At 44.3% G+C, this 14085-nt stretch carries 13 protein-coding genes; 2 read left to right on the plus strand and 11 right to left on the minus strand.

The window, feature by feature from the left end; genetic code table 11:
• Positions 1-5: 5 nt before the first annotated feature.
• The 10 genes from DWW13_RS06430 to hrcA form a co-directional block, all read right to left on the minus strand.
• A complete protein-coding gene (locus DWW13_RS06430) occupies positions 6-2498 on the minus strand; it encodes a S8 family serine peptidase (protein ID WP_118719638.1) in 2493 nt (830 codons plus the stop codon).
• Positions 2499-2510: 12 nt separating this feature from the next.
• Positions 2511-3200 carry a zinc ribbon domain-containing protein gene (locus tag DWW13_RS06435; protein WP_055228299.1) on the minus strand — a complete coding sequence of 230 codons (690 nt, stop codon included), beginning with the start codon at positions 3198-3200 and terminating at the stop codon, positions 2511-2513.
• A 28-nt stretch (positions 3201-3228) separates the two neighbouring features.
• Complete coding sequence (locus DWW13_RS06440) at positions 3229-5157, minus strand: hypothetical protein (protein WP_118719640.1); 1929 nt, start codon at positions 5155-5157, stop codon at positions 3229-3231.
• A gap of 140 nt (positions 5158-5297) precedes the next feature.
• Positions 5298-5807, minus strand: coding sequence for a zinc-ribbon domain-containing protein (locus DWW13_RS06445; protein WP_118595864.1), 510 nt, complete (start codon positions 5805-5807; stop codon positions 5298-5300).
• Between the two features lie 155 nt (positions 5808-5962).
• Positions 5963-6436 carry a zinc ribbon domain-containing protein gene (locus DWW13_RS06450; RefSeq protein ID WP_118719642.1) on the minus strand — a complete coding sequence of 158 codons (474 nt, stop codon included), beginning with the start codon at positions 6434-6436 and terminating at the stop codon, positions 5963-5965.
• Between the two features lie 203 nt (positions 6437-6639).
• Positions 6640-7239 (minus strand): Crp/Fnr family transcriptional regulator, encoded by a 600-nt coding sequence (locus DWW13_RS06455; RefSeq protein WP_118719644.1) that lies wholly within the window; start codon positions 7237-7239, stop codon positions 6640-6642.
• A gap of 329 nt (positions 7240-7568) precedes the next feature.
• On the minus strand, positions 7569-8780 hold the full coding sequence (gene dnaJ / locus DWW13_RS06460) for a molecular chaperone DnaJ (protein WP_118719646.1): 1212 nt from the start codon (positions 8778-8780) through the stop codon (positions 7569-7571).
• 225 nt (positions 8781-9005) lie between these two features.
• Positions 9006-10883 carry a molecular chaperone DnaK gene (dnaK, locus tag DWW13_RS06465; RefSeq protein ID WP_117509603.1) on the minus strand — a complete coding sequence of 626 codons (1878 nt, stop codon included), beginning with the start codon at positions 10881-10883 and terminating at the stop codon, positions 9006-9008.
• A gap of 66 nt (positions 10884-10949) precedes the next feature.
• A complete protein-coding gene (grpE, locus tag DWW13_RS06470) occupies positions 10950-11561 on the minus strand; it encodes a nucleotide exchange factor GrpE (RefSeq protein WP_055218747.1) in 612 nt (203 codons plus the stop codon).
• 49 nt (positions 11562-11610) lie between these two features.
• Complete coding sequence (gene hrcA, locus DWW13_RS06475) at positions 11611-12669, minus strand: heat-inducible transcriptional repressor HrcA (protein WP_022461073.1); 1059 nt, start codon at positions 12667-12669, stop codon at positions 11611-11613.
• Positions 12670-12953: 284 nt separating this feature from the next.
• Between hrcA and DWW13_RS06480 the strand changes: the two genes are divergently transcribed.
• Entirely contained in the window at positions 12954-13172 is a 219-nt protein-coding gene (locus DWW13_RS06480) for a helix-turn-helix domain-containing protein (RefSeq protein ID WP_117509604.1), read from the plus strand.
• A gap of 77 nt (positions 13173-13249) precedes the next feature.
• Here the strand turns inward: DWW13_RS06480 and DWW13_RS06485 are convergent, their stop codons facing one another.
• Entirely contained in the window at positions 13250-13615 is a 366-nt protein-coding gene (locus tag DWW13_RS06485) for a hypothetical protein (RefSeq protein WP_117804611.1), read from the minus strand.
• 172 nt (positions 13616-13787) lie between these two features.
• Here DWW13_RS06485 and DWW13_RS06490 point away from each other — a divergent pair, with 172 nt between their 5' ends.
• Positions 13788-14006: a helix-turn-helix domain-containing protein gene (locus tag DWW13_RS06490; RefSeq protein WP_055228291.1), complete on the plus strand. Its 219-nt coding sequence runs from the start codon at positions 13788-13790 to the stop codon at positions 14004-14006.
• Positions 14007-14085 lie beyond the last annotated feature (79 nt).

Raw genomic sequence — 14085 nt, forward strand, 5'->3', positions numbered from 1 at the left:
GTTTTCTACTCCTGTACCACAGAATAAGAATAGTCAGAAAGATTGACACGGATCACCGTTTCTTCTCCGGACGGTGTACCGTCCATTTTCACATCAACATGATCACCTTCGTAATGTACTTCATATGCCCAATAGTATCCCGGATAGAAACTTTCTACTTCATACAATTCATTTCCGTCTTTATCAATTGCGCCAAAATCCGGTCCATAGAAAGAGCAGTAATAAAGTGTTCCGTCCGGTCCGAAATCCGTTCCTGTCATGGAACCATGTGATGATGCACTGTGCCAGATTTCTTTTCCGTCCCGGAGGCGTACGGCATAAATAACTCCACAATGCGCATAATAATACCTGTCTTCATAAATTCCAATTTCTGTATTGGCTGTTATCTCCGCTGCCGGAGATTTTTCTGTCTCAATGGTCCATACTACATTTTCATCCTGATCCAATCCGGTAATCACAGCATACTCCTGATCCCGATTTTCTTCTGAAGCAAACAGGTCATGCGTTTTTTCTCCGTTATTATAAAAGGTTTCCAGTATTACATGTGTTGCATCTTTTTTTGCCACCTTTTCCAGGGCAGCTTTCAGATTCAGCATCGGATACTCTTCCCGCTTGTCCTCCTGACAGGTTGATCTTGCGGTTCCGGCTGTGGAGATCAGTGTCTCTTTTACCTCCTCCGCCGAAAGTTCCGGAGCCACAGACCACAGAACAGCCGCAGAACCGGAAACCAGTGGGGCCGCCATGGATGTTCCAGACAGATTTCCATATTTAATCCCGTTTTTCACTGTTCTAAGATTTTTATGGCCTGGATTTTCTTCGGTATAGGAATCATCTTTTTCTGTAATCGTGCTGTAAACATCATATCCAGGTGCAACAATATCTATATTGGAACCATAATTTGAAAATTCTGTCATTTGATATCCCTTTTCTGTTTCCTGCACTGCACCTACAATCAGGATATGATTTCGAATTTTCTCATAGGAGTATCCGCTTCTGCTTAATCTATGCGTTTCTCCATCCAGTCTGTTATAAACCTCCTCATTAATTCCGCAATAATCTCCTGTCTTTTGAGCATCAAATCCCACACCACCGTTATCATACCCATTGCCTGCACTCTGGACAATTAAAAATCTTTCCTGTTGATTTAAAAGCAATTCAAAAAGCATCACTATCATCTGACTGGAAGTGCATTTTGCGCTCGTTTCTAATTCCTTTTGATAACTTTCGTACAACTCATATTTCTGATCAATCTTCCCTTTTTCTATGAGAAACTCCGCTATTTTTTCTTCCCATACCGGTCTTTCCCCGATTAGCGTATCTTTTAAATACTGCTCTCTGGATTGTATCACAGTTGCCCATGAATTATTCACCACGCAGGCCGTATGTTCACTTAGCATCGTTTCAATCATCTGTTTTGTTACATTTACATATTCTCCTGTACTGAAGAGATCTTCTTTCCACCAGCTCACAAAATACAAATCCGTCCGATCTGCCACACCACGGATTCCGGCCTGATTATTTTCCGCACCGATCAATCCCGTCACATGTGTGCCATGGTCAAATGCCAGATTTTCTTTGTAATCTTCCAGCCAGTGAATTTTACTTTCGCCGTTTTTCTGAAATTCTTCGTGTTCCGCATCAACTCCATCATCCATAATGCCGACCGCCACATTGGCAAGATCCTGCTCGTGGGAATCAACATAGTCCCATGCAGAAAATGCTCCAATTGCCTCTGCCCACCAGTCATTTCCATCTGGTTTGCTTTCATTATGGTCATTATTCTTTTTATCCTGTTCTCCTGCCTCCCATGGATTCTCATCTGCAGTATTTTCCATCATCATCGGAATTTCCGTCGAACTGTAGAGCACATTTTCTTCTTCCATCAGAATTTCAGCCTTCTGTTCCAGATCCGCATACGCGGTGTCCTCCACCAGGATTTCAATCACGTTCATGCTTCCGCTCATATTTCCAACCAGCGTTCCATCTACCTTTGCTGCAAGTGCTTCCCGCTCTTCCTGGCTGCTGTTTTCTATCAGATAAACAATCAGCAGATTTTCGTAGTACAACAGGCCGGTATCTTCATCATAAGAAACGGTACTTACCGACGGCTGATAAACCGTATCCCCATTGGCACATTTTTTCATTGTGCCTGGCTCTTTCACATCCTGACTATCCTGCGACTGTTCTCCATTCTGATTCTTGTTCTGTTTTTGGCTTTGGTCACCTTCATCTGCCTGCACTTTTTCCTGTTTTTGTTTCCATTCTTCCAGTTGTCTTTCTTTCCATCCCTGTATTTGCTTCTTCTGTGATCCAACTGCAATGGCAAGCAGGATACCTAAAAACAGCACAATCACAATGACAAGTACCAGAAATCTTCGAATTTTCTTTTTTCTCTTCTTCTTTTTTTCTTCCGCCACATGGCAGCCACAGTACTGGCAATAGGCATCTTCTTTCTGAATCCTGCGTCTGCACCTGGGACATTTGATTTCCTTTTTCATTTTCTGCTCCTCTTATTGCAGTTTTGATCCGCAGCGCGTACAAAACTTTTCTCCTTCTTTCGGAATTCTTCCGCAGGAGGGACACGCTGACCGCATCTTCGAAGCTGCCGGGTTCTTTGATACGGTTTCTTCCGGCTTGATTTTTTTCGATTCCGTTTTTTTTGATTTGATTTTTTCCGGCTCAATTTTTCTTGAAATACTTTTCTTTGAAGCACTTTTCTCTTTAGAAACCATTCCCCACAGTGCAAATATAAGAATCAGAACATGAAGTGCTATCCACACCCACACAAATTCCATGCGAAGCGGCATTCCTGTCATCTGGCCGTTATAATCAACCTTGTTTTTCCATCCCCAGCTGAGTCGTTGCATTGACCACGCAAGACCTCCGTTTGTCACGATGGATAATACAATTGCCAGAACATAGGTCTTTTTTCCATTTAACAGCGTAACCAGAACTGATCCCACAAGCGTTACTGCCGCTGTTCCAATCAACCATGCGTTGATATTTTCAAAGACACTTTCCTGCATCAGTTTCCAGATCATCCCTCCGACAAAAGAGTCTCCTTCCTGGCTTTCCATTCCATAGAGAATCACATCGTAAAGCCGGATGGCATCATCTTTCCAGCCGATCATTCTGCAGAAATATAGTGGTATCGTACATAAAAACAGAATTACAATGACGTATTTTGCTTTTGTTTTCATCTGAAAATTCTCCTGTTCTGCTCTATTTTTATACTTCTTCTGATGGTTCCGGCACCATTTTGCTATCTGCTGTATCCATTTCCGAAAATAACTTTTTGCCTTTCAGATCGTAATAATCTGTCTTATCTACCTCGACATATTCCGACTCACCATCCACAGTCTCTTTTTCTTCCTCGCTGTATGTTACCTGCAGGATTCCATCACTGACCAGTTCTCCTTTTTTTCCATCCTCAACGGTATATAACAGATTCCCGCTTAAATCATACAATTCTTTCTGATCGATCAGTAATGTCTTATCTTCCATGGAAAAAGATTCTCCGGCAATCGGATCGGCAATTTCTTTCATGGTATCCGCATTGATCAGGCAGACATAAAACTGATTATCTTCCCCATACATGGAAAGTGCAAGAACATTATCCTCGATGCAGCTTGTTGTAGTGGAATAATATTTAAAATACGGCGCATACTTTCCTGTATATTTTTTGATATCGCCTGTCTCCAGATCACACAAAAAATAAATGTCCTGGTCGTCCTGTCTTACCGTAAAAAGTGCATATTTTTTTGTCCAGTCGAGCAGAGTCGGATATCCGCCAAACGGGCCAAGATACTGACTCGGGATTTCAATTTCTTTTTCTTCTCCATTCCCGATCACTGTAATATGAAACGGATTTTCATCCCCTGCCCAATATCCATCGTCCATTGCGCCCGTTTCTATGATAAGTCCGTCCCGCATTCCATGTTCTTCTGCTTTGTCAAACGAAACGTTTAACTCTGTTTCTTTTCCCAGTTCCGGCTCAACCAGAACACAGACTTCTTTCGTACCGTCCATTTTTTTATACAGAAATTTTCCATCACCCATGTAGGATCTTTTAAAACTCAGATTTTCCAGGTCCTGATTGCTGACTGTATAATCACACACTTCACCCCCTTCCGGACTATACAGTGTATATTTCCAAAACCCGGCATCATCCCAGGATACATTTTCTTCCTCCTCCAGCCAGGTATAACCACCGCCGTAATCTGCCACTTTGTCTGCATCATACTGGCTTTTTATCATTCCATCCGTGTCAATCACATAAAAAATATTGTCATAGACGAACCAGTTATAACCATTATTAAAATTCACATCGTACCGATAAATATCTGCATCAATTGCATCTTCATCAAAAGGTATATAAAACTTTAACTTTCCCTTTTTATCCAGAAAGCCTTTGTAAGATTCCCCCTTTCCGTGAATTCTTACAAAGGCAAGTCCATCCTGAAATTCTCTTGCATCAGAAAATTTCATATTTTCCAATGTATGAGACGTCTCCGCATTTGAACTTATATCGTCTTCATCATCCGACCATGTATCATCATCATCTTCTTCTTCGTCGTCTTCGTCGTCATAGTTTTCTTTCGATCCATCGTCCCAACCCTCAGAGTCGAGATACCATTTTCCGTCAATTTCAACAACCGCTATCTCCATTTCTTCCGGTTCTATGCCGGATGCACTCACTTCCACAAACACATTTCTTGCATCGGTGACCGTATCTCCTTCTTCTCCATAATGACTTTTTATTTTTTCCATGTTGCCTTCGGACTGTTTTTCTGATCTGACTGGCCAATGGGTAATTTGTATATCCCCAACTTCATCTTGCAGTTTCTGAAGTTCCTCTTCCACTGCATTTTCTATGATCCACTGTAACGTTTCCCCATATTGGCCAAAATACCGCTCCGGCAACAGGCTCAGAAGCGTATCGGTATCTCCTGTAAATAATACTTCGACTGCACGATCTGCCACCTGCATATATTCCTCATCGGACTCCTGGCTTTCCGCTGTTTTTCCAGCTTTTTCCCCTGATTCCGTCATCTGGAGTATTCCATATTCCGGAACAAACTTCCATGGATATAAAATTGCTATAGCCGCCATAATTCCAAAAGTAATGATCAAAATTCGGCTTCCTGCTTTTTTCATATATTCTCTACTCCTTTTTCTCTCATCGTATCTTTACTTCTGAATAGAGTCCTAATATAATTTTCCAGATTTTTTGCACTCTCTTACTCTGTAAGGACACTGCTACTCTGCTTTCCACAATAGGTAATAGGGATCTCTTCTCACCAGTCCAGCCCATTGTCTGTAATGGTTATGGTATGTCCCAGTTTTTCTTTCGTGAGAATTTCATAACTGTCCCCATATAATTCTACAAATGGGTGTTCCATGTTTTCCCCGGACTTCACACAGAAAACTACTGCTCCGACTGCCACTATTGCAGTCAGGCCAAGTGCTGTCGCAATTTTCCATCCTTTTTTTCTGCGTTTTACCGGCAGCACGGCGTCCGATTTATTGTATTCTGCTCTTTTACGTTCAGCTGTGTTTTTTTCTTCTTCTTTTTCTTCTGCTATCTTTTTATTTTCTGCTGTTTCCCTCGTTTTCGTTCTGACAGGTTCTATCGTTTTTTTCACACTCGGTTTGACCGGCTCTGTTTTTTTTCTCTGCTCCTCTTTCCCATCATCCGGCACTATATCTGGCACTACAATATTTCCATCCTCCAGTTTTGCTCCACAGCTTCCGCAAAATCTTGTCGCATCTGACCACTCTTTTCCACATACCGGGCATTTTTTCATACTTGTTTTCCTCTCCTGTCCCTTTTTATCCACAAATCTTTTTTCTTTGCAATAAATGATCCAAAATCCACCTCCCTATTTTGGATCATTTATCTTTTTGCTGTCTGATTTGATCTTCTCTTCTGTGCTTTGCTTTTTCAAACACGCTCTCGATTTTACTCGTCAACTTTATGTCCACAAACCGTACAGAATTTCATATCCGGTTCCAGCGGTGCTCCGCATTCACTGCAAAAAGCCGGCCGTTCCTGTTCTTCTTCCACCGTTTCCTGTTCTTCACTCTGCAGTTTCATTCCACAGCTGCTGCAGAACATCATTTCCGGTTTGATTTTTGCACCGCAGCGCGGGCAGCTGTTCATTGCATTGATTGCCTGGATCTGCAGTTTGCATGCTTCCATAGCCTCTTCCAGCTCCCGGATCTGGCCAATTTCCTCTTTGACTTCTTCCAGCGGATTTTCCCGATATGCACAGTAAACTTTATATCCTATTTCACTGTAGATTTCATTGATTTTCGTCTCCGATTCAGAAATCACCATATTCAGTTTCGTAATCTCCGACAAATCCTTTGCTTTTTGCATAGTTGAATATCCTGCTTTTGAAATTTTTCCTTTTACTCCATCTAAAAATGCCATTTTTCTTCCCCTTCCATTTCTTTTTTGTACTTTATAATCTGCTTTTTTTAGATCTGCCGTCTTCTCTCTTATAAGGGGCTTTCCCCTCCTGATTCACGCAATTCCCCGCCTCACTGCTTATTGCTTTCCTCAATGAAAACAGGGATTTCCTTGATTTGATTAAATTTTTCCGCTCAGCGCGCATCACTTTTCGATTCGTTTTTCTATTTTTCTTCCTTATAGCTTTTCAGGACACGGCTCAGACTCTCCGGCGATAAATGCAGATAGGAAGCGATATCTTTCTTACTCACAACGTCTACCAGATCCCGATAGGTATCAACAAAATATTGATATCGTTCCTTTGCCCTGTGGTTTGCAACAATATCCTCATGTTCAATTAGCTTTTTATATGCAAGGCTGAGTGCACGGTTATATAAACGCATCATTTCCGGCGATTGCTCAATCAACTTCAACAATTCTGGTATCGGGACGCACAGCATGGTACACGAACTGATTGATTCTATCGTCAAAAGTGATTTCACATTTACGGATAAATTGGAAATTCCTACAACAATGTCTCCTTTTAAATAACCAAAGCAGGAAACATGCTCTTTTCCATCTCCCTTGCTTTCACAATACCCTTTTACAATGCCCGATACCAGAAAAGGAACGCATGGCAGCGGTTCCCCTTCTCGAATGATAACTTCCTTATCTTTCACCTTCCAGACATACGCCATTTGTTCCAGACTGCTCAGCACATTTTTATTTTTGATACCTAAATAAGTTTTGAAGAACTCCTGTTTTTCTATATTTTCATTTTCCAACCGCTCTATTTCCTTTCTGCCTTTTTATTTTACATTACATAACATCAATCTTTTTTATTCCTATGCAATTTTGTTAATTATATCATGAACAGTTTTTCACATCTCATCATTCTCTTGATTTAGATCAATATTGCAATTTTCTGAATATTCTGTATTTTTAAATTTTGTCAAAAAAGAAGAACCTGTTTCTCCTGCAGGTTCTTCTTTTCATTTATCTCATATTTTCTATTTCTTTCATATTAGAGCGTGTTGGAAAAGACTTTTCATATTCTACATGCTCAAGTCTGTGAGAAATTTTGTCCGAATGAGAACAAAAACAGATAGATTTTTTATTTATCAATATCCTCAAACGCTTCCTTCACCTTATCCATAAACCCTTTTTTCTTCTTCGGCTGTTCTGCGGTATTCTCACCATCGGCTGCTTTTGCTTCTGGCACCTGACGGTTTCCGCAAGCTTCATCAAAGGCACGAAGGGCTTCTTTTGCTTTTTCGTTCAGCCTGGTCGGTGTCTGAACAACAAGTGTTACATAGTGATCGCCGCGTACATTGCTGTTCCGGAGAGATGGAACGCCTTTTCCCTTCAGACGGATCTTGGTATCGGTCTGAGTTCCCGGTTTTACGGTATAGAGAACGTCTCCGTCAACGGTGCTGATCTTCACATCACCGCCGAGCGCTGCCTGCGCAAATGTAATCGGTGCGGTAGAGAAGATGTTCATATCCTGTCTCTGGAAGATCGGATGACGGGTTACCTGAACCTCGACAAGCAAATCTCCTCTCGGTCCGCCGTTTACACCCGGCTCACCTTTTTCACGGATCCGGATGCTCTGTCCATCGTCGATTCCAGCCGGAATGTTGACCTGAATGCGTTTTCTGCTGGATGTATAGCCCGTGCCGTGGCATGCGGTACATTTATCGCGAATGATCTTTCCGGTTCCGTTACAATCCGGACACGTTGTCACGTTTCTCACAGAACCGAACATGGTCTGCTGTGTGTACGTAATCTGACCGGTACCGTTACATTTGGAGCATGTTTCCGGTGAAGTTCCTGGTTTTGCGCCGGTTCCGTGGCACGTTGTACAGGTATCCTTCAGGTTGATCTCGAGCTCTTTCTGGCATCCGAAAACAGCTTCCTCAAACGTAATGTGGACAACAGCGCGGAGGTTTGCTCCCTTCATCGGTCCATTGTTTGCTCTTCTTCTGCTTCCGCCGCCACCGAACAGGTCGCCGAAAATATCGCCGAAGATATCACCCATATCTCCGCCGCCAAAGTCGAAGCCGCCGAATCCGCCGGCTCCTGCGCCGCCACCGCCGTTTTCAAATGCAGCGTGGCCAAACTGATCGTACTGACGCCGTTTGTCCGGATCACTCAGCACGCCATAGGCTTCTGTCGCCTCTTTAAATTTTGCCTCGGCCTCTTTGTCGCCCGGGTTCATATCCGGATGGTATTTCTTGGCCAGTTTACGGTATGCTTTTTTTAATGTTGCATCGTCCGCTCCGCGGTCTACGCCGAGGACCTCGTAATAATCTCTTTTTTCTGCCATTTATGTTCACCTTTTCATTTCTGTTCCACAAATTTCATCTTTGCAGAAATGTTTTTCCGCACGCTCCAGTATAGCACTTTTCCGAAAGCAATACCAGCATAAATACAGGGGGCGGAATGTATTTTCCGTCCCCTGCAAACATTCGCCTCACAGGGCTTTTTGCGTTTATTTACTTATTGTTTCAACTCACAGTCGGTATTTTCACGGAGTGTGACATGCTGAAAATTAAACCTCTTTGTAGTCAGCGTCTACGACATCGTCGTCATGGCCGCCTGCTGCTCCTGCATTTCCCATATCCGGGCCTGCACCAGCTGTTCCGGCACCAGCGCCTGCTGCGCCGCCCTGCTGCTCATACAGCTTTGCGAACAGTTTCTGAGCGCTTGTCATCAGTTTTTCCTGAGCTGCTTTCAGGTCAGCTACCTGTGCATCTGTCATCTCTTCCGGATTGCATTTTGCAATGAGGTCTTTCAGTGCGTTCAGGTCAGCTTCTACTGCTGTCTTATCGTTTGCATCCAGCTTGTCGCCGACTTCCTCGATTGCTTTCTCGGTCTGGAATACCATAGAGTCTGCATCGTTTCTTGCGTCGATTGCTTCTTTTCGTTTCTTATCCTGAGCCTCGAACTCAGCAGCTTCTTTGACTGCTTTGTCGATCTCGCTGTCGGACATGTTAGAGCCTGCGGTGATGGTGATGTGCTGCTCTTTTCCTGTTCCCAGGTCTTTTGCAGATACATTTACGATACCGTTGGCATCGATATCAAAGGTAACCTCGATCTGCGGAACGCCTCTTCTTGCTGGCGGAATTCCATCCAGACGGAACTGGCCGAGGGATTTGTTGTCTTTCGCGAACTGACGCTCACCCTGTACTACGTTGATATCTACTGCTGTCTGGTTATCTGCTGCTGTTGAGAAGATCTGGCTCTTCTTGGTCGGGATTGTGGTGTTACGCTCGATCAGACGAGTTGCAATACCTCCCATGGTCTCGATGGACAGAGACAGCGGAGTTACATCCAGAAGAAGGATATCGCCTGCGCCGGCGTCTCCTGCAAGTTTACCACCCTGTACGGAAGCACCAAGTGCTACGCACTCATCCGGGTTCAGGCTCTTGCTCGGCTCGTGTCCGGTCAGCTGTCTTACTTTATCCTGTACCGCCGGGATACGGGTAGATCCGCCTACCAGAAGGACTTTGGAAAGCTCGGATGCCTGAAGGCCTGCATCAGAAAGTGCTCTCTGTACCGGCTCTGCGGTTTTCTCTACCAGGTCGTGGGTCAGCTCATCGAATTTAGCCTTTGTCAGGTTCATATCAAGATGTTTCGGGCCATCTGCTGTTGCAGTGATGAACGGCAGGTTGATGTTGGTTGTAGTAGCGCTGGAAAGCTCTTTCTTTGCTTTCTCTGCTGCTTCTCTGATTCTCTGCAGAGCCATTTTATCATTGGAAAGATCTACGCCTTCCTGTTTCTTGAACTCAGCAAGGATATAATCTGTTACTTTCTGGTCGAAGTCATCGCCGCCCAGACGGTTGTTTCCTGCTGTGGAAAGAACTTCGATAACACCGTCACCGATCTCGATGATGGAAACATCGAAAGTACCGCCGCCAAGGTCGTATACCATGATCTTCTGCTCATTTTCGTTGTCCAGTCCGTATGCCAGAGCTGCTGCGGTAGGCTCGTTGATGATACGTTTTACATCAAGACCTGCGATTTTACCGGCATCTTTGGTTGCCTGACGCTGTGCGTCATTGAAGTAAGCCGGAACTGTGATAACTGCTTCTGTTACTTTCTCACCAAGGTAGTTCTCTGCATCACCTTTCAGTTTCTGAAGAATCATAGCGGAGATCTCCTGCGGAGAGTATTTCTTTCCTTCGATGTCTACTTTATAGTCAGTACCCATCTCACGTTTGATAGAACGGATGGTTCTGTCTGCGTTTGTTACAGCCTGACGTTTTGCCGGCTCGCCGACCAGACGGTCACCTGTTTTTGTGAATGCTACGATAGATGGAGTTGTTCTTTCACCCTCTGCGTTTGCGATAACGGTTGGTTTTCCACCTTCCATAACGGCTACACAGCTGTTTGTTGTTCCTAAGTCAATACCAATAATTTTGCCCATTGTTGTTTCCTCCTCAATGAATTATGCTAAAAAATGGTTTAATTTCTATTTATTTATCTTCAAGGCTTAATTAGCCACCTTGACCATACTGTGACGGACTACGGAGCCTTTGTACATGTAGCCCTTCAGGAACTCTTCTACGACGATGTTCTCGCCGGCTTCCTCATCCTCCACATGCATCACCGCGTTGTGCAGGTTCGGATCGAATTCCTTTCCAACGGCCTCGATCACGGTTACACCGAGTTCATCGAGTGCTGTGGTAAACTGTTTGTATACTTTATTCATGCCGTCTGCGAACGGATCTTCCTCCGGGTTTTCCACCGTTGCAAGTCCGCGCTCGAAGCTGTCAACAACCGGAAGAATCTTCTCGATGATGTCTTTTGCTCCAATGGCATACATATTTGCTTTTTCTTTTTCGGTGCGTTTGCGGAAGTTATCGAACTCTGCCATCTGACGGGTCAGACGGTCAGTCAGCTCTTCGATTTTCTCATCTTTTTTATCTTTTTTCTTTTTGAAGAACTTTCGTTCTTTGCCATCCTCAGCAGTTTCTTCTGCAGCTTCCGCTTCTTTTGCCTCTGCTGCTTTCTTTGCTTCTTCCTGCTCCGCAGCCGGTTCGGTTTCCGGCAGATCGGTCTCTGCTCCGGTTTCTTTTTCCATCTCGCGTGTAGGTTCTTCCATGGTTTCCTCTTTCTTTCTATTTTCTTCGCTCACTGATCATTCCACCTTTCTACTCACCTGTGTCCGGCTTTTTGAAGACGGCGTCCAGTTGAACTTTTAATGTTTTCAGGTTATCTACCACATTTTCGTAATCCATCCGCTTTGGTCCCACGATACCGATTGTTCCGCGCATACCGTTTCCCATATCGTATGTGGTGGTGACCACGCTGCAGTCCCGTAAGGGTTCCATCGAAGATTCATTTCCGATGTATACCTGAATACCGGTATTTTCCTCTCCGTCCTGCTCCTCGGCAGCTCCTTTGATCATATCGACCAGTTTCTGCCGTTCCTCGAATGTGGAGATCAGCTGGCTGGCTTTGCTGCTGTCGGAAAGCTCAGGGTACTTGAAAATGTTGGTTGCGCCGCTGGTGTACACCGGCACATCTTCTTCGCTGACTGCGATGGCTTCCGCTACGGTATCGACCACTTTGCTGATGATGCCGGAGTGGATGCCTGCCTGCTCTTTCATCTTCTTGATCATGCCAAGATTGATTTCTTCAATGGTCAGGCCATTGAGCTGTGTGTTCAGAAGCAGGTTCAGCTTTAATATCTGTTCATCGTTGATGGTCTCGTCTAGGTCGATCATCTGGTTTTTCACCAGGTTGCCTTCTACGACGATGACGGCCAGGAGCTGCTCTTCATTGACTTTTGAGAGCTGGATGAATTTCACTTTATTTCTGTGATATTCCGGTCCTGTAATCAACGTTGCATAGTTGGTAGATGAAGCGAGGACTTTGACAACCTGCTGCAGAACTTTTTCCATTCGGTCTGTTTTTTCAATGACCATGTTTTTGATGTCTGCAACTTCCTGTTCTTTTTCCCGCATCAGCTCATCTACATAGAGGCGGTAGCCTTTATCGGAAGGAATGCGTCCTGCGGAAGTGTGGGGCTGTAAGATGTAACCCATCTCTTCCAGATCGGACATTTCATTCCGGATTGTGGCGGAGCTTAAATTCAAATCCGTGTATTTGGAAATCGTTCTTGAGCCGACCGGCTCGCCCGTTTCCAGATACGTCTGGATGATCGCTTTTAATATTTTTCTTTTTCTTTCATCCAATTCTGTATCCACTAAGATAAGCTCCTTCCTGTTGTATAGTCCTGTTAGCACTCGTTTCAGTGGAGTGCTAACATCTATGCTCTTAAGATAGCACTCTGCCTTTTGTTTGTCAACACCTTTTCCCGGTTTTTCTATGAAGAAATTGTGAAAAAAGTATAAACCGTTTTCTTTCTGAAAAGGAATCTGACTTTTCTTTTTTATTGCATTCTACTGTTTCAAAGGCGCTATAGCCGTATGGTAGGATTCTGCCATTTCGATACGACCATTTAGTAGCATTTTCTCAGAGGTGATGAATCATGAAATATCAGAGACTGGAGGATCTGCGCACGGACCGCGATCTGACGATCCGCCAGGTTGCCGACTATCTCGGCTGCAACCGCGATGTGTATACCCGATATGAAAAAGGCGTCCGGCAGCTGCCGATCTCCATTGCCATCCGTCTGGCGGAGCTGTATCAGGTCAGTCTGGATTATCTGGTCGGCATCAGCGATGAGAAGCGGCCGTATGGATCCTGACTTTCCGGTGTCTCCGCCGCAGCAAAAGCAGGAGGACAGTTTTTCTTCTCCCTGTCCTCCCTGTTTTGCTTTTTCGTTTACAGATTCTGCAGATATTCCATCATCCGCGTTTCGCTGAGTTTCCATCCGTCCGGCTCCCCGCAGAGATACAGCGTAAAATGCCCGCACGGGACTCCGTTTTCCAGGTGGATGCCGGTATACAGTTCTACAATGAGGAGTTCTTCTGCTTTTTCTTCATATATATTAGTGATCTGATAGATGCGCTCTCCCTTTTCGTCCACCGGCCATTCTTTCTTCAGCACATCCCTCAGACGGCTCTCCCGCCCCTGCGCTTCGCATTCTTCCTCCCGGCTGATCATTTTTTCAAACGCTTCCGGCGTCTCCATCCGTTCCACTATATTCTGGACAAAATCTTCTATTTCTATTCTTTCTGCTTTTCCCATTCGTTCCCCCATTTCTGCCGTACATATTTTTCTGTTTTCTGCACAGGCTGTCTTCCCCCGCCGTTTCTCTCTCCCGCCCCATTCTCCAATTTGCGACCATATGATCTGATTTAACTTTGTTCATCCAACCGTTTGGTAGTATGGGTTTGAATCTGAAAGGATGGTACAACGTATGAAATACCAGAGAATTGAAGATATGCGGATCGATCAGGATCTCACCATCAAAGAGATTTCTGCCCTGCTCGAATGCAACCGCGACGTCTATTCCCGCTACGAAAAAGGAATCCGCGACATCCCGATCGACTATGTGATCCGGCTTGCACGGTTCTATGACTGCTCGGTCGACTATCTGCTGAGTGTCTCCAGTAAAAAGAGAAAATTCGGCGATTAATTTTTTTATTGTTGTCTTTTTTATTTTTGTGTTTTTCGTTTTGATACGACCGTTTGGTCGTATTTTATATTATAATGGT

This window comes from Blautia sp. AF14-40, from assembly GCF_003479665.1.
GTDB classification, from domain to species: domain Bacteria; phylum Bacillota; class Clostridia; order Lachnospirales; family Lachnospiraceae; genus Fusicatenibacter; species Fusicatenibacter saccharivorans.